The following is a 16,085-nucleotide window of genomic DNA, read 5'->3' as shown; positions in this document are numbered from 1 at the left end:
TTCGCGACAGGGAGGATTTTCACTATTTCACTGGCACCAGCCACACCGCGACATTGGCGAACATCACCAGCGCCGCGACCAGCATCAGCAGCGCGCGGCGCTTGTCGCCCTGGCGGAAAACATAGGCAGCCCCGCCGGTCAGCACGACCCCGGTGAGCATCAGCACGGATATGATGGTGTCGGACATGGCGCGGCTTTATCGGCCGCGTCACAAATTTGCCACCTCGCTTATGGCCAAATCACACGCCGTCGCCTAAAGGGCCGACATCGATTCCCTTGACCCCAGCGGGAGCCGCGCCGATGCGCATCGCCATTGCCTCTGACCACGCCGCCTACGAGCTGAAAGCGCTCCTCGCCGACTGGCTGCGCGCCGAAGGCCATATGGTCGAGGATTTGGGCACCAACGGCCCCGACAGCGTCGATTACCCCGATTTTGGCTATGCGCTGGGCGAAGCGATCGCCGAGGCCCGTGCGGAGCGCGGCGTCGCGCTGTGCGGTTCGGGGATCGGCATTTCGATCTCGGTCAATCGCAATCCCGCGGCCCGCTGCGCCTTGGTGTCCGAACCGCTGTCGGCGAAACTGTCGCGCGAACATAATGACGCCAATGTCATCGCGATGGGCGCGCGCCTGACCGGCATCGACATGGCCAAGGCGTGCCTCACCGCCTTCCTCACCACCGACTTTGCCGGCGATCGCCATGCGCGCCGCGTCGACAAACTTTCAAACCCGCCGCAACTGGAGACCAGCCGATGACCACCGACACGCTTAACAAGCCCATCAAATCGGCCGGCTATTTCACCGACGGCGTCGGCACCGTCGATCCCGCCGTCGCCGCGGCGATGAAGCATGAGCTGGAACGCGAGCAATATCAGATCGAACTGATCGCCAGCGAGAATATCGTCTCGAAAGCTGTCCTCGAAGCGCAGGGCAGCGTCTTCACCAACAAATATGCCGAGGGTTATCCCGGCCGTCGCTATTATCAGGGCTGCGCGCCGTCGGATGAGGTCGAAACGCTGGCGATCGACCGCGCCAAGCAGCTGTTCGACTGCGGTTATGTCAATGTCCAGCCGCACTCGGGCGCGCAGGCCAACGGCGCGGTGATGCTGGCGCTGACCAAACCCGGCGCGACGATCCTGGGCATGAGCCTCGACGCCGGCGGTCACCTGACCCACGGCGCGCCGCCCGCGATGTCGGGCAAATGGTATAATGCCGTGCAATATGGCGTGCGCGCCGACGATCATCTGGTCGATTTCGATCAGGTCGAGGCGCTGGCGAAGGAGCACCGCCCGACGCTGATCATCGCAGGTGGCTCGGCCTATCCCCGCACCCTGGACTTTGCCCGCTTCCGCAAGATCGCCGATGACGTCGGCGCGTTGCTGATGGTCGATATGGCGCATTTCGCCGGACTCGTGGCGGGGGGCGTTCATCCCTCACCGCTGCCGCACGCGCATGTCGTCACCACGACCACGCACAAGACGCTGCGCGGCCCGCGCGGTGGTATGATCCTGACCAATGACGAAGCGATCGCCAAGCGCATCAATTCCGCGGTGTTCCCCGGCCTGCAGGGCGGCCCGCTGATGCATGTCATCGCTGCCAAGGCCGTGGCGTTCGGCGAAGCGCTGCGCCCCGATTTCAAGGATTATGCGAAAGCGACCGTCGCCAATGCGCAGGCACTCGCCGGTCGACTCAAGGCGCGCGGCGCCGATGTCGTCGCGGGCGGCACCGACACGCATCTCGCCCTCATCGACCTGCGTCCGCTCGGCGTCACCGGCCGCGACGCCGACGAGGCGCTCGAACGCAGCGCGATCACCTGCAACAAGAACGGCATTCCCTTTGACCCGCTGCCGCCGATCAAGACCAGCGGCATCCGCGTCGGGTCGCCCGCGGGCACGACGCGCGGCTTCGGCATCGCCGAGTTCGAGGAAATCGGCGACATGGTCGCCGACGTGCTCGAAGCACTGCGCGACAAGGGCGAGCATGGCGATGCCGATGTCGAAGCCAATGTGCGCGGCCGCGTTCGCGCGCTGTGCGAACGCTTTCCGATCTATCAGGGCTAAAACCGTTGGCGCGCCAACATCCCGAAGAGCCGACACTGGCGGAGCTGACGATCGAAGAGGTCAAGGCGATGGGCAAGCAGGGACTGGCGCATCCGTCGACCAAGCCGGTCCTCACCGGCGGCGTAATTGGAGCGGTCGCAGGCGCCATCCTGCCGGTGGTGAGCTGGCCCGTCGGGCTGTTCGCGGGCGCCGCGATCGCGCTTTATTCGCGGGTGAAACGCTAGACCATGCGCTGTCCCTATTGCGGCCATGAAGACAGCCAGGTGAAGGACAGCCGTCCGACCGAGGACGGCGCCGCGATTCGCCGCCGCCGTCAGTGCGAGGATTGCGGGGCGCGCTTTACCACCTTCGAGCGCATCCAGCTGCGCGAAGTGTCGGTGCTCAAGGCGGGCGGCGGGCGCGAACCCTTTGACCGCGAGAAACTGATGCGAAGCATCCAGATCGCGTGCCGCAAGCGCCCGATCGACGGCGCACGCATCGAACGGCTGGTGTCGGGCATCCAGCGCCAGCTGGAAACATCGGGTGAGAATGAAGTGCAGGCCGCGCAAATCGGCGCGATGGTGATGGAAGCGCTGAAGGGTTTCGACAGCGTCGCCTATATCCGCTTCGCCAGCGTCTATCGCGAGTTCACCGAAGCCCGGGATTTCGAGGAATTCGCCTCGTCGGTGACCGAGGCGGCGCATAAGAGCTAGATCTTTTTTCTCCGTTTTCGCGAGCGAAGACGAGGGACTATTTCGAGCGCAGCGAGAAACGCGAAAGCAGGCAGCCCATGACATTTTGGACCTATATGCTGCGCTGTAGGGATGGCAGCTACTATATTGGGCACACAGACCATCTCGAATATCGGTTCGGGGAACATCAGGCCGGAGAAGTTTCGGGTTATACCGCGACGCGACGGCCTGTAGAGCTTGTCTGGAGTGCCGAGTTTTCCACCCGGGTCGAAGCCTTGGAAGCTGAACGGCAGGTCAAGGGATGGTCGCGCGCCAAAAAGGAAGCCCTGATCCGTGGCGACTGGCCCGCGATCCGTCGGCTCGCAAGCCGTGCGAATATCCTTCGAGACGAGGAAGAGCCTTCGCCAAGCTCAGTCTCTGCCTCTCCTCAGGACGAACGGACACAAACAAACCCCGTTCGTCCTGAGGAGCGACTGAGCCCCGGCGAAGGCGCGTCTCGAAGGACCGCAGCCCCACCGCCCGTCATCATCCTCGTCCGTCCGCAACTTGGCGAAAATATCGGCAAGGCGGCGCGGGCGATGCTGAATTTCGGGCTGACCGAGTTGCGCCTCGTCGCGCCGCGCGACGGTTGGCCCAACCCCGACGCAGGTCCGGTGGCGGCGGGCGCCGACGTCGTGCTCGCCGAGGCGCGGGTGTTTGATAGCCTGGCCGACGCCGTCGCCGATTGCACCACCATCTATGCCACCACCGTGCGCAAGCGGGGGGTGATGAAGCCGGTGCTGACCCCGGAAGCCGCGGCGCGCGCCGTGCATACCGAGGCTGGACGTTCGGCCTATGTTTTCGGCGCCGAGCGTTCGGGGCTCGAAACCGACGACGTCGCCCTCGCCCACGCGATCGTGACCGTTCCGATCAACCCCGCCTTCGCATCGCTGAACCTGGCGCAGGCCGTGATCCTGCTCGCCTATGAATGGTCAAAGCATGCGCCGGGCGAAGGTGAAGGCGGCGTCGCGCTCGCCAGCCCGCCGACCGTGGCGCTCGATCCCGTCGCGCCGCATGGCGAGCTGGAGGAATTGATCCAGCACCTGGTCCGCGACCTCGACGCCAGCGGCTATTTCAATCCGCCCGAACGAACCGAGGCGACGCTGCGCACGTTGCGTACCGCGCTGACCAAGACCGGCTGGTCGCACAATGATATCAGGATGATGCACGGGGTCATAACCAGTCTTGGCAGGACGCCGCGCGCGCGATAACAGACGCCTCCCCTCCTTGGAGTTCGATCGTTCATGTTGACCTTGATGATGTCGCTGGCGCTTGCCGCTGCGACCACCGAAACCCCGCCCGCATCGCCGACGACCGAGACGGCGGCCAAGCCCGAAAAGGTCAAGCCGAAGCTGATCTGCCGCCGGATCGCCAACACCGGCAGCCGCCTGCCCGAGCGCGAATGCCGTACGCAGGAAAGCTGGGATCGTCAGGCCGACACGACCAGCCAGCAGCTGAAGGGCGCCAAGTGATGGCGGCGGGTGCCTGACCCGGCGCCCGTCACCCCTCACCCCCTTGCCAGTCACTATCAAGCCATGGTGCACCGGTACCTTGGCCGTTTAGCGAAGCGAATTTAGGCCTTGATCCGATCAAGGAGTTTGATTCGATGCTGACGCTTTTCCTCTCCCTCGCCCTGTCGTCCGCCGCGCCTGATGCGGCAACGGCAGCACCCCCTGCGACCCCCGACGCAGCAGGTTCGACAAAGCCCGCCAAGCCCAAGAAGATTTGCCAAAAGGTCGAAACGACCGGCAGGACGGTACCAAAGCGCGTCTGCCGCGTTGTCGCCGAACCGGTGCAGCCTGCCCCCGACGCGGCGCGCGCCGAAACAGCGGCGCCTAACGGGGGGCGCCGCTAACCAGGGTCAGTGATCGGCACGAATGCGGCGCCACTCGGTGGCTTCATAGGCGATCGACTGCTCGACCAGCACGTCCCATATCGCGCGGAAATGCTCGGGTGGCAGCCCGGCCAGCTCGGCCTCGCGCGCCACATTGTCCAGCACCTGCGCCTTGCGCGCTTCGTTGCGCACGGCGCCATGATCGGTCTTGATCCGCGCCGCGGCGTCCATATAGCCAAAGCGCCGCGCCAGCAGCGCGACAAGTTCGCGGTCCATCTGATCGACGCCGGCGCGCACGTCGATCATCGTCTCGCACTGTTCGGGAAGTTTGATGTCAGTCATGCGCCGAGCGTTTAGCGGAATTTATCCGGCTGTCGAGGCACCAGTACGGACACAGCGCCGCACGCTTGACTTTGCCCCGCCCCCCGGCTAACCGCGCGCCTTCGCAATGGACCCCGCACCCCGGTGAAGCGGCGGTCGCATAGGACGTAGCTCCTATGGTGCGACCCGGGAACCCGCCGAAATCCTTCGGCACACAGCATATTGGAGACGACAATGTCGAAGCGCCAGAGCGCCAAGTATAAACTCGACCGCCGCATGGGCGAGAACATCTGGGGTCGCCCGAAGAGCCCGGTCAACCGCCGCGAATATGGCCCTGGCCAGCACGGCCAGCGCCGCAAGGGCAAGGTGTCGGACTTCGGTATCCAGCTCCGCGCGAAGCAGAAGCTGAAGGGCTATTACGGCGACATCACCGAGAAGCAGTTCAAGAAGAACTATTTCGAAGCGTCGCGTATGAAGGGCGACACCGGTCAGAACCTGATCGGCCTGCTCGAGCGCCGCCTCGACGCCGTCGTCTATCGGTCGAAATTCACCCCGACGATCTTCTCGGCGCGCCAGCTCGTCAGCCACGGCCACGTCTATGTGAACGGCGTGAAGTGCAACGTCGCCAGCCGCCTGGTGAAGCCGGGCGACGAAATCACCCTCGGCAAGAAGGCGCAGGAAATGGCGCTGGTTGCCGAAGCGCAGAGCCTGCCCGAGCGCGACCTGCCCGAATATCTGGCGGTCGACGGCACCAAGACGACGTACGTTCGCGTGCCGACGCTCGACGAAGTGCCCTATCCGGTGAAGATGGAGCCCAATCTGGTCGTCGAATTCTATTCGCGCTGATCGGTTACCATCGGAAGAATTCAAAAGGGCGGCCCGAAAGGACCGCCCTTTTTTATTGCCTTGTCACTTCGGCAGAAAAGCCTCGATCCGTTTGAGCATGTCGATGCGCGCCGACGACGATCCGAGGTCGTGGGCCAAACCGGGATATTCGATCAGTTCTACGGCGCGTCCTGCTTTTTGCAGTTCGCGGACCATGGTCTTTGACTGCGTCGGCTCGACATTCTGATCGATCGTCCCGTGGAACAGCAATACGGGCGCCTTGAATTGCGCGGCGTTTTGCGCAGGCGAACCTTCGCGCAGATGCGGACCGGTCCCGATAAAGTCGCGCTGGATCCGCGCCGTCGTGTACCGACTTTCCTCTTGTCGCAGCTGGGCAAGGTCAGTGACTGGCGCGATCGCCACGATCGACTTGAACAGGTCGGGGGCAATTACGCCGGACTGCAAGGCCGCATAACCACCGTACGACCAGCCGACGATCGAGAGCTTGGCCGCTGGCACACCTTGGCTGAGCAGCCAACGCCCAGCATCGCTCACGTCTCCAACCGATGTCCGCCACGATTGAAAACCGTTGCGCTGGTACCATTCGTCCCCGTAGCCGGTCGAACCTCTGAAATTCGGCTGGAGTACCGCGAAACCGCGCTGAGCGAGGAATTGCGCCAGCCAATCGAAGCCCCATTCATCGCGAGCAGATGGCCCGCCGTGCGGCATAACCACTGCTGGCAGGCCAGCGGCACTGACTTTGCCGGGCGGAAGCGTGAGATATGCAGGAATTTCAGTGCCGTCCGCCGCGGGATATTTAATCGGGCGTACCTCGGACAGCTTTGCGCCTTCAAGCATCGGCCGGTCAGCCAGCAACGGCCGCAAGCTTTTGAGTGCGGTGTCGAACAGGTAATAATGCCCGGGATCGGTGTCTGAACCCGCCCAAACAAGAAATGTCTTCTCATCGCGCGTTGCGTCAATAAGCCGCACCGTGCGGGCACCCAAGGCTTTTTCAAGTTGTGCTGCCAGCGCTTTAATACGCGGGTCGAAATAATGGGCATGTGGTCGATCGGTCGAATAGGCGACCCCAACTACCCGCCCCGATTGCCCGATCCGCAGAGTGCCCGACACGTCGACCTCAGGATGCGAAAAGATCGTCTCGGCATCAACTGCCCCTTGCAGGTCCATCCGTTGCAATGCGACGCGACCATTCACTCGGCCAAAACCGAACACGCGGTCGGCGCCGTGTTCGATCGCCACCGGGCGAAAACCGTCGCGCGCTGAGATGTCATATACTGATAGATTTCGCCAGCTTCCGCCAGAAGCAGGCCTCGAAAAATAGCGGTTCTTCCCATCGATCATCCCGCTCTCGCTGGATGCATTGCTGACCAGAACGCGCAGTTTTCCGGTTTCGTCGGACAAATAATTGACGGCATATGTGCGCGGCGCTTCGACGGTCTTTTCATCCTCGTTGCGCGTCGAAATCGTGACAACGCGGTTGCTGGGATGCCACAGCATGATCCGATCGTCTTCGGCGGGCAGCCAGTCGATCAAATGGCTGCCTGCAAACGCATATTTTCCTTCAGGCCCGACGACATTCAGGTTCTTACCGTCGGGGTCGAGCGCCATCAATCGCCGGAAAGAATTGACGTCGCGTCCCTGTCCTTTTTCGCGACCGGCGATTTCGCAAAGCAAGCGTTTTGCATTTTCCCACCCGCACCACGAGAAAAACTCCGGATCACCACTCGCGCGCATGATCCGTCGGGGGACGGCGCCTTCGGCGGTACCAACAACAAACAGATCATTACCGCCAGTCGGCGATGGCGAGATAAAGGCGATCGCAGAGCCATCAGGCGAGAGACTGATATCATCGACCGAGCCGACCGAGCCGAACAGGGCCGCCGAATCAGAGACGGTCGTTTGCGCTTGCCCCAATCCGGCTGAAAATAGGACCAATGCCGCCGAAAAAGCCGAAGATGTCGAACGCAAACCCTTAAATCGAGCCATTAAAACCTGCTCCCCTCCACTCATATTGTCACGCCCCGCGCGATCATTTCCACGTTCTTTCCGCGATTTGACCTTATGCGCAAGCCCCACCGCTTGCACCCGCGCCGACGGGCTGGCACAAGCCCGTCCAACCGCAAACGAAACCTTCCAAGGACATTCCCATGCTTCGTTTCCCCCGATCTGCCGCGGCTTTCGCGGTTCTGCTGACCGTCGCCGCGTGCAACGCGTCCGACAAGGCGGCGACCACTGCCACCGCCATTCCCGATGTCGAAATCCCCGAGCTGTCGCTGGCGACGTTGCAGGAAGTGACGAAGGAATTGTCGCTCGACGCCTATGAAGGCCGCGCCCCCGGCACGCCGGGCGAGGAAAAGACCGTCGCCTACCTGATCAAGAAATATCAGGAAGCGGGACTGAAGCCCGGCAACAACGGCAGCTGGACGCAGGATGTGCCGCTGGTCGAAATCACCGCGAAAAATGCGACCCCGCTGACCTTCACCGGCGGCAAGACGCCGGTCACCGCACAATATGCGAAGGATTATGTCGCGTTCAGCTATCGCGTCCAGCCGACGACCGCGGTCAAGGACAGCGACGTCGTGTTTGTCGGCTATGGCATCGTCGCCCCTGAAAAGGGCTGGAACGACTATGCCGGGCTCGACGTAAAGGAGAAGACCGTCGTCGTCCTCGTCAACGATCCCGACTGGCAGACCGCCGAAACCAAGGGCGAGTTCAACGGCCGCGCGATGACCTATTATGGCCGCTGGTCGTACAAATATGAGGAAGCGGCGCGGCAGGGCGCCGCCGCGGTGCTGATCGTCCACGACACCGAACCCGCCGCCTATGGCTGGAATGTCGTCGAATCGAGCAACACCGGCACGCAATATCTGGCCGAAAGCAAGGACGGCGGCGCCAGCCAGACCGTCGCCAACGGGTGGATCCAGCTGCCCAAGGCGAAGGAATTGTTCGCCAGCGCCGGGCAGGATTTCGACGCGCTGCGCGACGCGGCGAAGAAGAAGGGCTTCAAGCCCGTCGCGCTGACCGGCGTGAAGGCCAACTTCAGCTTTGACAATGACATCGCCAAGAAAATGTCGCGCAACGTCATCGGCATCTTGCCGGGCGCCAAGCGTCCGCAAGAATATGTGCTCTACACCGGCCACTGGGACCATCTCGGTCGCTGCACGCCGGTCGCGGGCGACGACATCTGCAATGGCGCGGTCGATAATGCCACCGGCATCGCGGGCCTGGTTACGCTGGCGCAGGCGTTCAACAAGGCCGGGGCGCCCGACCGCAGCATCGTGTTCCTGGCGGTGACCGCTGAGGAATCGGGGCTCCTCGGGTCGAAATATTATGCCGAGAACCCGGTGTTTCCGCTGTCGCAGACGGTCGGCGGGGTCAATATGGACGCGCTCAACTCGGTCGGCCCGGCGAAGGACATCGTGGTCGTTGGCGGCGGCAAGTCCGAACTCGACGCCTATGTCGAAAAGCTCGCCAAGATGGAGGGCCGCACGGTCAAGGCCGAACCGACCCCCGAAAAGGGTTTCTACTATCGCTCGGATCACTTCAGCTTTGCCAAGCTCGGCGTGCCGATGTTCAACTTCGGCAGCGGCGACGATCTGGTCGAGGGCGGCGTCGAAGCGGGCCAGAAGGCGTCCGAGGATTATGAAAAGAACCGCTATCACGCGCCGGGCGACGAATATGAGGCGATCACCAATTGGGGCGGCATGATGGCCGACCTGCGCCTCTACTATGCCGCGGGCCGCATGCTGGCGATGACCGAGGCGTGGCCGAACTGGGTCGAGGGTGACGAATTCCGCGCCGCCCGCGACAAGTCGCGCGCGGGCAAGTAATATCCCGCACCCTCGTCATTGCGAGGAGCGAAGCGACGCGGCAATCCAGAGTGGCGTAAAACCGCTCTGGATTGCTTCGCTTCGCTCGCAATGACGAACTAGGATTTGAACAAGATGACCCTACGCATGCCCGCCGAATGGGCGCCGCACGAAGCCGTCTGGATCGGCTTTCCGCATATGGCCGACGAATGGTCGGGCCAGATCGACGCCGCGCGGCGCGATGTCGCCGCCTTTGCCAACGCCGTCCACGACGGCGGGCGCGGCGAGACGGTCCATCTTCTCGTTCGCGATCATGACAATGCCGACATTGCCGAGACGCTCGTCGACGCGGGCGTGCAGCTTTTCGTCGCTCCCTTCGGCGATATCTGGCTGCGCGACACAGGGCCGATCATCGTCGGCACCGACACTCGGCGCGAGGCGCGCAATTTCGACTTCAACTGGTGGGGCAACAAGTTCGTGATGCCCGGCGACCGGGAGATCGGGGCGATCCTCGCCGCGCACGCGGACCTGGCGACGCAGCACCTTGATTGGGTACTCGAAGGCGGCGGCATCGACGTCGACGGCACCGGCCTGTGCGTCACCACCGAGGAGTGCCTGCTCAACCCCAACCGCAACCCGACGCTGACGCGCGAGGATATTGCGGTGCGGCTGCACCAGTCACTCGGCATCGACCGATTGCTGTGGCTCGGCAACGGTCTGGTCGGCGATCACACCGACGGCCATGTCGACAATCTGGCGCGGTTCGTCGGCGAAGGGCGGCTGGCGCTGCCCGTCGCGGACGGCGACGACGATCCCAACGCGGCTATCTACGCCGACGCGCGCGCGCGGACGGCGGCGTTCGGCGGGATCGAGATCGTCGACCTCCCCTCGCCCGGCCGCGTGGAAATCGACGGCGAGATCGCGGCGGCGAGCTATATGAACTTTTATATCGGCAACAGCACCATCGTCGTGCCGACCTATGGCGCCCGAAACGATCAGGCGGCGGTCGATGCCCTCGCGGCGCTGTTTCCCGACCGCCGCGCGGTGGGCGTCCCCGCGCGCGGCATCATCGCCGGCGGCGGCAGCTTCCATTGCTCGAGCCAGCAGCTTCCGGCATAGCGCACCCATGACCCGCACCATCACCGTCGCTGCGTTGCAGCTTCCCCTGCCCGGCCCTGTTCAGCCTAACATCGATGCCGTGACCGCGTTGGTCGAGGATGCGGCAGCGAAGGGCGCGCAGGTCATCCTGCCGCCCGAGCTGTTCGAGGGGCCCTATTTCTGTCAGGTCGAGGAGGAGGCGCTGTTCGCGTCGGCGCGTCCGACCGCCGAGCACCCGAGCGTCGTCGCGATGCAGGCGCTCGCCGCGAAGCTCAAAGTCGCGATCCCGACCAGCTTCTTCGAGCGCGAGGGACATCATTATTACAACACGCTCGCGATGATCGGCCCCGATGGCGGGATCATGGGAACATACCGCAAGAGCCACATCCCCGACGGCCCCGGCTATGAAGAGAAATATTATTTCCGCCCGGGCAATAGCGGCTTCAAGGTGTGGGACGTGTTCGGAGCGCGGATCGGCGTTGGGGTGTGCTGGGACCAATGGTATCCCGAATGCGCGCGCGCGATGGCGCTGATGGGCGCCGAACTGCTATTCTATCCCACCGCGATCGGATCGGAGCCTTATGATGCCGATCTCGACACCAGCCGCATGTGGCGGCGCGCGATGCAGGGTCACAGCGTGTCAAACTGCATGCCGGTGATCGCCGCGAACCGCATCGGGAGCGAGGGCGACGCCAATTTCTATGGTCACAGCTTCATCAGCAACGAATGGGGCGATTTGACGCAGGAATTCGGCGCCAGCGAGACCGGCGTGCTGATCGATACGATCGACCTGGACCGCGCCGCGAAGCACCGCGCGGGGATGGGCTTCTTCCGCGACCGCCGCCCGCAGCTTTACGGGCGGCTGGTCGAGGATATCTGACACCGCAAAGCGCCGTCAGCTTTCAAATCGGCGGATGCTTTCGAGGTCGGCACGATCGAGCGGTTGGGTCAGCCACAACCCGCCGCGCCCGGCGCGCGACCAGCGCACGATCGCGCGGCGCTTGACCCCGCCAGGCAGGATCAGGTCAAGCTCCTTGCCCACCTCGAAATGCCCGTCGTGCAAAAACCCCGCGCCATGCTGCGACAGATCGACGAGTTCGATATTGCCCGTCCCTTCATCGGTGACCGCCTGCGCGCGGCTATGCACCGGCAGGCGCGGCTGGCGGTAGCCGGTGGCGCGCTGTTCGGCGGCCAATTGTTTGAGCACATCGGCGACGTCGACCTCCTGGTCGAACGCAACGCCGCAGCGCCCGCCCTCTGACCACACCACCTTGCCGCGCAGCTGCACCGTATCGGACAAGGCGATTTCAAGCTGTTCGCCGACGCTGATCGGCACATCGGCGGCAAGCATCATGCCCCGGTCGGATATGTTGCGGACGCGCCATAGTCCCGCGTCGCCGTTGCGAATGATTTTCGCGATGCGCCACACGGTGCGGTAACGATCCGCCCCTCGGCGATCGCTGGCGGCGGCAAATTCCTGCTCGGCGTTGGGGCGAGGTTGGTTCATGGCGTCCACCTTGTCGGCACAAAGTCAGATCGGGTCGGCAAACGGCGATAAAAGCTGCAAAATTCGCAAATATGTTCCAGCTCGAATATCGTATTTTTCATTATTTTTCAATGCCCATGCAGACGGTGTTGACATGAATTAGGTTAACGCCACAAAATCCTTAGCCATGTTTGATTGCTAACCATGAATAAATTTCGTTATTTTCATGCTTTAACGGTGCCATAGCGGCGGCATTAAGCGCCAAAATGGCAGCATTGGCGCGGCAACGATGTTATCGCGCTCGCCACCCGGAATCGCGCGCGACACGCTCGGCGTCCGCGTCGAGCGGATCGCCTGCCATCATCGTCGCCACCATCGCGGCGAGTTCGCCCGAGCCCGCCTGACGATAGTCGGTGGGCGCCCGTCCGCGCTGTGTCCGCTCCAGTTGCCAGCGGTCGCCCTCGCGGCAACCGATCCCGTCGACCGTGGCGCTTTCGAAACTGCGGCAGTAACGCCCCGCACCGTCGCGAAAGCTGAGCCCGATCCGCACCGCAGCGTCGGCGGGCTGGTTCGACGCCAGCCGGGTATCGAGCGCGTCGGCCAGCGAACCCGATGCCACGAGCACGCCCTTGTCGCTCGCGACATCGGCGGCAGGCAGCCAGGGCCGCAATCCGATTGTCAGCCCGAGCACCAGCGACGCGGCGAGCGCCCCCCAATGCAGGGGTTCAAAGCGCGCCCGCTTCGCCGCGCGGCGATCCGCCAAACTGGTATCGACCCCGTCCGCGTTGTCCGCCCCGACGAGCAAGGCGCGCAGCCGTTCGGGTATGGCTTCATCGGCGATCGGCGCATAATGCGCGGTCAGCTGCGCCTTCAGTGCGCGGTGGCGCGCGATTTCCGCCGCCAGCGCGGGATCCCCCGCCGCTTCGCGTTCGATGCGCCGCGCGGTCAGATCGTCGAGTTCGCCGTCAACAAAGGCCGCGACAATGTCCCGATCCACGCTCATGCCGCCTCTCCCAGATAATGCATCAGCGTCTCGCGCCCACGCGCCAGCCGCGAAGTGACGGTGCCGATCGGCACGTCCAAAATGTCGGCCGCCTCGCGATAGGCATAGCCTTCGACCAGAACGAGCATCACGACCTCGCGCTGCTCGTCGGGCAGCCGCGCCATTGCGCCGTCGACATCGCCGCGCAGCGCCCCGGCCTCGACCTCGGCCGCGCCATCGCCAGCCACCTGCGTTGCGGCATCGTCGATCGCATCATGAACGCCCCGGCGACCGACGGCCCGGCGTTCGTCGATCCACAGATTTCGGGTGATGCGGTACATCCAGCTATCCAGTCTCGTTCCCTCGTACCACTGATCGCGCGATTTCAGCGCGCGTTCGATGGCGGCCTGACACAAATCATCGGCATCGGCCGGATGACGCGCGAGACCGCGCGCAAAACGGCGCAAGCGGGGTAACAATGCCACCAGTTCCTCTTCGAAGCGCATAATCGCCTTTTCGTGATCGCTGGGGAAGAAACGACGCCACCCTATCGTTTCTTCCGCGACATGCTAAATTTTTTGGATGCAACCCGTGGGCCGGCGGCACGCCGGGCGGAAACAAGGAAAAACCGTGCGACGATCGATAGCCCTGATAGCCACGCTGAGCCTGTTGCTGGGCGCAAGCGGACAGCGCGTCGATGCGCAGATCGCGGTGCCGTCCCTGCAGCTGCCCGATGCGGCGCGCACGCTGCCATCGCTGCCCGACATCGCCAGCGAGCCGCTGATCGCTGTTGGCGAGACGCTGGCGCAGGCGCGCATCGAACGGATTGCCGACCTGCTGCGTGATCGCCGCGACCGGATCGAGCCCGATCGCAATGGCCAACCCGCAGTGCGCGGGGTGCTGATCGCCACGGGCATCGACGACGCCATGGTCGCCCGCGCCCGCGAAGGCGGCTTTGCTCTCATCGACCGCGAGCAGATTGCCGGGCTCGATCTCGACATCGCGCGCTTTGCGGTTCCCGAGGGACAAAGCCTGGCGCGCGCGCAAAAGCGGCTTGCCAAACGCCTGCCCGCTGCAGCGATCGACGTCGACCATCTCTATTTCACGAGCGGCCCGGGCGGCGCGCTGCCCGGCGTCGCGCTGGCGACCGCCAGCGCTTCGTCATCGGGCGCCCCGCTCGGGCTGATCGACGGCGGCGTCGCCGCGCACCCGTCGGTCGCTGGGCGCGTCGAGCAGCGCGGGTTCGCGCGCGGCGCGCCCGTACCAAGCCGCCACGGCACCGCGGTCGCCTCGCTGCTCATCGGGACCGGCACCGTGCGCGGCGCTGCGCCGGGGCGCCGCCTCGCGGCGGCCGATGTCTATGGCGGCGACGCGGCAGGCGGCAATGCCAGCGCCATCGCCCGCGCGCTGGGCTGGCTTGCCGAGCGCGGTGTCGCCGTCACGACGATCAGCCTTGTCGGTCCCGACAACAAGCTGCTCGCGATCGCGGTATCGCGCGCGCAGCAGCGCGGAATGCTGATCGTCGCGGCGGTGGGCAACGACGGCCCCGCCGCGCCGCCCGCCTATCCGGCCTCGTACAAGGGCGTATTTGCCGTGACCGGCGTCGATGCCCGCGATCGCGCGCTGCCCGAGGCGGGCCGCGCGCTGCACGTCGATTTCGCCGCCCCCGGCGCCGATGTCCACGCCGCCACCGGCGCCGCCACCAGCGATCGGCTGCGCGGAACATCCTTCGCCGCACCGCTGGTCGCCGGGCGACTGGCGCAGCATTATGCCGCGCCCGCGACGGACCGGATCGCCGCCGCGGTGACCGCGCTGGTGCTGGAAGCGCGCGATCTGGGCAAGAAGGGCCGCGACAAAATCTATGGCCACGGCCTGATCTGCGGCAGCTGCGGCGGCCGCTGACCCCGACCCGAAATTTTTCGGAAGAAATTCGCAAGCGCCATCGTTCTCTTGTCAGGCCCATCCCCTTCGGGCCGCAAATTCAGGAGAAGAGCAATGGCAAAACAGATCTTCGTCTCGGCCCTCGCTATCGCTGCGTCGGCCATGACCCTTTCGGTCCCGGCGTCGGCGCAGCTGCTTGGCGGCAACGGCGGGCTGACCGGCGGTTTGGGTGGCACGCTGGGCGGGACGCTCGGTAATCCGACGGGCCCGATCGGCGGCACGCTGGGCTCGGCGGGCGAGCTCGCCGGTTCGGGCCGCGGCGATGCGCAGGTCGATCGCCGCTCGGGCCGCGTGCAGGGCAAGGGCAGCGCCGACGCGAACGGCCGGGGTTCGGCGGGCGGCAATGGCGACCTGCTGGGCAACAGCATCGGCGGCAACGCCAATGGGTCGGGCAGCGCCGCGGGTAGCGGCAGCGTCGATGCGCAGGCCGTGGGAACCGATTTTGGGGGGCAGACCGCGCGCGGCGCTGTCGGCACTGCCCGCGGCACGGCTTCGACCGTAACCGGCACCGCGCAGGGTGCGGTCGGGACTGTCCGCGATCGAACCGGCGGCGCGCTGTCGAACGTCTCAGGCAGCGCCAGCGGCGCCGGATCGGCCGCGGGCAGCTTCCAGGGCAGCCTCGGCCAGCTTGCCGCAGCAGGCAGCGGCGCGGCGAGCGGCAACGGCATGTTCGCGGTGGAACCGGGGACGCCCGTGACCGACGCGCGCGGCAAGGTTATCGGCCATGTCCAGGAACTGCGCCAGACGGGTCGCGGCGTGGTCGAAGCGGTGACTGTCGAAGTCGGCAACCGCGTTGCGACGCTGCCTGCCGCGAGCTTCGCCGGATCGGGCGATGTACTGGTCACGGGAATGACCAAGGGCCAGCTGAAAAAGGCCGCGGAACAGCAGGAAACTGCCGAATAAGCAATCGAACGGAGCGACCGGCGATGACCCCAAGCACGCCGGTCGAAACCTTGGCGGGCCGCCACGCGGTCCGCCATTTTCTCTGTTCGCAAAGGCGG

19 protein-coding genes and 1 pseudogene are annotated in these 16,085 nt (G+C 64.7%); 14 read left to right on the top strand and 6 right to left on the bottom strand.

Annotated features, from left to right (window positions below; translation table 11 throughout):
- Positions 1 to 22 precede the first annotated feature (22 nt).
- Positions 23 to 187: a hypothetical protein gene (locus tag G9408_RS03115; protein ID WP_168452639.1), complete on the bottom strand. Its 165-nt coding sequence runs from the start codon at positions 185 to 187 to the stop codon at positions 23 to 25.
- Between the two features lie 113 nt (positions 188 to 300).
- Between G9408_RS03115 and rpiB the strand changes: the two genes are divergently transcribed.
- The 8 genes and pseudogenes from rpiB to G9408_RS03080 all read left to right on the top strand — a co-directional run bounded on the left by rpiB (position 301) and on the right by G9408_RS03080 (position 4,622).
- Positions 301 to 753, top strand: coding sequence for a ribose 5-phosphate isomerase B (gene rpiB / locus G9408_RS03110; RefSeq protein ID WP_168452638.1), 453 nt, complete (start codon positions 301 to 303; stop codon positions 751 to 753).
- Positions 750 to 2,057 (top strand): serine hydroxymethyltransferase, encoded by a 1,308-nt coding sequence (gene glyA / locus G9408_RS03105; protein WP_168452637.1) that lies wholly within the window; start codon positions 750 to 752, stop codon positions 2,055 to 2,057. The genes rpiB and glyA overlap by 4 nt, the downstream gene beginning before the upstream one ends.
- 5 nt (positions 2,058 to 2,062) lie before the next feature.
- Positions 2,063 to 2,281: a hypothetical protein gene (locus G9408_RS03100; protein WP_168452636.1), complete on the top strand. Its 219-nt coding sequence runs from the start codon at positions 2,063 to 2,065 to the stop codon at positions 2,279 to 2,281.
- Between the two features lie 3 nt (positions 2,282 to 2,284).
- Positions 2,285 to 2,749 carry a transcriptional regulator NrdR gene (gene nrdR, locus G9408_RS03095; protein ID WP_088441605.1) on the top strand — a complete coding sequence of 155 codons (465 nt, stop codon included), beginning with the start codon at positions 2,285 to 2,287 and terminating at the stop codon, positions 2,747 to 2,749.
- 77 nt (positions 2,750 to 2,826) lie between these two features.
- A pseudogene (locus G9408_RS16690) lies at positions 2,827 to 3,036 on the top strand (GIY-YIG nuclease family protein); the annotation flags it as partial.
- 165 nt (positions 3,037 to 3,201) lie between these two features.
- Positions 3,202 to 3,978 (top strand): RNA methyltransferase, encoded by a 777-nt coding sequence (locus G9408_RS03090; RefSeq protein ID WP_328804412.1) that lies wholly within the window; start codon positions 3,202 to 3,204, stop codon positions 3,976 to 3,978.
- 33 nt (positions 3,979 to 4,011) lie between these two features.
- A complete protein-coding gene (locus tag G9408_RS03085) occupies positions 4,012 to 4,239 on the top strand; it encodes a hypothetical protein (RefSeq protein ID WP_120215978.1) in 228 nt (75 codons plus the stop codon).
- 134 nt (positions 4,240 to 4,373) lie between these two features.
- Positions 4,374 to 4,622 (top strand): hypothetical protein, encoded by a 249-nt coding sequence (locus tag G9408_RS03080; protein ID WP_168452634.1) that lies wholly within the window; start codon positions 4,374 to 4,376, stop codon positions 4,620 to 4,622.
- A 6-nt stretch (positions 4,623 to 4,628) separates the two neighbouring features.
- Here G9408_RS03080 and G9408_RS03075 read toward each other — a convergent pair whose 3' ends face one another.
- Complete coding sequence (locus tag G9408_RS03075; protein WP_120215976.1) at positions 4,629 to 4,943, bottom strand: chorismate mutase; 315 nt, start codon at positions 4,941 to 4,943, stop codon at positions 4,629 to 4,631.
- A 213-nt stretch (positions 4,944 to 5,156) separates the two neighbouring features.
- Between G9408_RS03075 and rpsD the strand changes: the two genes are divergently transcribed.
- On the top strand, positions 5,157 to 5,768 hold the full coding sequence (rpsD, locus tag G9408_RS03070) for a 30S ribosomal protein S4 (protein WP_120215975.1): 612 nt from the start codon (positions 5,157 to 5,159) through the stop codon (positions 5,766 to 5,768).
- 63 nt (positions 5,769 to 5,831) lie between these two features.
- On the opposite strand, the gene G9408_RS03065 is transcribed toward rpsD, so the two are convergent.
- Positions 5,832 to 7,754, bottom strand: coding sequence for an alpha/beta hydrolase family protein (locus G9408_RS03065; RefSeq protein WP_168452633.1), 1,923 nt, complete (start codon positions 7,752 to 7,754; stop codon positions 5,832 to 5,834).
- A gap of 161 nt (positions 7,755 to 7,915) precedes the next feature.
- Between G9408_RS03065 and G9408_RS03060 the strand changes: the two genes are divergently transcribed.
- The 3 genes from G9408_RS03060 (at position 7,916) to aguB (ending at position 11,555) form a co-directional block, all read left to right on the top strand.
- On the top strand, positions 7,916 to 9,598 hold the full coding sequence (locus G9408_RS03060; protein WP_168452632.1) for a M28 family metallopeptidase: 1,683 nt from the start codon (positions 7,916 to 7,918) through the stop codon (positions 9,596 to 9,598).
- 114 nt (positions 9,599 to 9,712) lie between these two features.
- Positions 9,713 to 10,696, top strand: coding sequence for an agmatine deiminase family protein (locus tag G9408_RS03055; protein ID WP_168452631.1), 984 nt, complete (start codon positions 9,713 to 9,715; stop codon positions 10,694 to 10,696).
- Between the two features lie 7 nt (positions 10,697 to 10,703).
- Positions 10,704 to 11,555, top strand: coding sequence for an N-carbamoylputrescine amidase (gene aguB, locus G9408_RS03050; RefSeq protein ID WP_168452630.1), 852 nt, complete (start codon positions 10,704 to 10,706; stop codon positions 11,553 to 11,555).
- A gap of 15 nt (positions 11,556 to 11,570) precedes the next feature.
- Here the strand turns inward: aguB and G9408_RS03045 are convergent, their stop codons facing one another.
- The 3 genes from G9408_RS03045 to G9408_RS03035 all read right to left on the bottom strand — a co-directional run bounded on the left by G9408_RS03045 (position 11,571) and on the right by G9408_RS03035 (position 13,649).
- Positions 11,571 to 12,182, bottom strand: a complete 612-nt coding sequence (locus G9408_RS03045; protein WP_168452629.1) for a PilZ domain-containing protein — start codon at positions 12,180 to 12,182, stop codon at positions 11,571 to 11,573.
- Between the two features lie 271 nt (positions 12,183 to 12,453).
- On the bottom strand, positions 12,454 to 13,164 hold the full coding sequence (locus G9408_RS03040; protein WP_168452628.1) for an anti-sigma factor: 711 nt from the start codon (positions 13,162 to 13,164) through the stop codon (positions 12,454 to 12,456).
- Positions 13,161 to 13,649: an RNA polymerase sigma factor gene (locus G9408_RS03035; RefSeq protein WP_168452627.1), complete on the bottom strand. Its 489-nt coding sequence runs from the start codon at positions 13,647 to 13,649 to the stop codon at positions 13,161 to 13,163. The genes G9408_RS03040 and G9408_RS03035 overlap by 4 nt, the downstream gene beginning before the upstream one ends.
- A gap of 124 nt (positions 13,650 to 13,773) precedes the next feature.
- On the opposite strand from G9408_RS03035, the gene G9408_RS03030 reads away from it, so the two are divergent.
- Positions 13,774 to 15,045: a S8 family serine peptidase gene (locus tag G9408_RS03030; protein WP_328804368.1), complete on the top strand. Its 1,272-nt coding sequence runs from the start codon at positions 13,774 to 13,776 to the stop codon at positions 15,043 to 15,045.
- 141 nt (positions 15,046 to 15,186) lie between these two features.
- Positions 15,187 to 15,987: a hypothetical protein gene (locus tag G9408_RS03025; protein ID WP_168452625.1), complete on the top strand. Its 801-nt coding sequence runs from the start codon at positions 15,187 to 15,189 to the stop codon at positions 15,985 to 15,987.
- The last annotated feature ends 98 nt before the right edge of the window (positions 15,988 to 16,085 follow it).

This window comes from Sphingopyxis microcysteis (assembly GCF_012274265.1).
Lineage (GTDB): Bacteria > Pseudomonadota > Alphaproteobacteria > Sphingomonadales > Sphingomonadaceae > Sphingopyxis > Sphingopyxis microcysteis.
Note: the sequence above shows the minus strand (reverse complement) of the source record. Positions and strands in the feature narration are given on the sequence as shown.

What these genes read in the sequence shown, in the direction of transcription:
- G9408_RS03115 (WP_168452639.1), bottom strand. Translation starts at nt 187, where the DNA reads ATGTCCGACACCATCATATCCGTGCTGATGCTCACCGGGGTCGTGCTG.
- rpiB (WP_168452638.1), top strand. Translation starts at nt 301, where the DNA reads ATGCGCATCGCCATTGCCTCTGACCACGCCGCCTACGAGCTGAAAGCG.
- glyA (WP_168452637.1), top strand. Translation starts at nt 750, where the DNA reads ATGACCACCGACACGCTTAACAAGCCCATCAAATCGGCCGGCTATTTC.
- nrdR (WP_088441605.1), top strand. Translation starts at nt 2,285, where the DNA reads ATGCGCTGTCCCTATTGCGGCCATGAAGACAGCCAGGTGAAGGACAGC.
- G9408_RS03085 (WP_120215978.1), top strand. Translation starts at nt 4,012, where the DNA reads ATGTTGACCTTGATGATGTCGCTGGCGCTTGCCGCTGCGACCACCGAA.
- G9408_RS03080 (WP_168452634.1), top strand. Translation starts at nt 4,374, where the DNA reads ATGCTGACGCTTTTCCTCTCCCTCGCCCTGTCGTCCGCCGCGCCTGAT.
- G9408_RS03075 (WP_120215976.1), bottom strand. Translation starts at nt 4,943, where the DNA reads ATGACTGACATCAAACTTCCCGAACAGTGCGAGACGATGATCGACGTG.
- rpsD (WP_120215975.1), top strand. Translation starts at nt 5,157, where the DNA reads ATGTCGAAGCGCCAGAGCGCCAAGTATAAACTCGACCGCCGCATGGGC.
- G9408_RS03065 (WP_168452633.1), bottom strand. Translation starts at nt 7,754, where the DNA reads ATGGCTCGATTTAAGGGTTTGCGTTCGACATCTTCGGCTTTTTCGGCG.
- G9408_RS03060 (WP_168452632.1), top strand. Translation starts at nt 7,916, where the DNA reads ATGCTTCGTTTCCCCCGATCTGCCGCGGCTTTCGCGGTTCTGCTGACC.
- G9408_RS03055 (WP_168452631.1), top strand. Translation starts at nt 9,713, where the DNA reads ATGACCCTACGCATGCCCGCCGAATGGGCGCCGCACGAAGCCGTCTGG.
- aguB (WP_168452630.1), top strand. Translation starts at nt 10,704, where the DNA reads ATGACCCGCACCATCACCGTCGCTGCGTTGCAGCTTCCCCTGCCCGGC.
- G9408_RS03045 (WP_168452629.1), bottom strand. Translation starts at nt 12,182, where the DNA reads ATGAACCAACCTCGCCCCAACGCCGAGCAGGAATTTGCCGCCGCCAGC.
- G9408_RS03040 (WP_168452628.1), bottom strand. Translation starts at nt 13,164, where the DNA reads ATGAGCGTGGATCGGGACATTGTCGCGGCCTTTGTTGACGGCGAACTC.
- G9408_RS03035 (WP_168452627.1), bottom strand. Translation starts at nt 13,649, where the DNA reads ATGCGCTTCGAAGAGGAACTGGTGGCATTGTTACCCCGCTTGCGCCGT.
- G9408_RS03025 (WP_168452625.1), top strand. Translation starts at nt 15,187, where the DNA reads ATGACCCTTTCGGTCCCGGCGTCGGCGCAGCTGCTTGGCGGCAACGGC.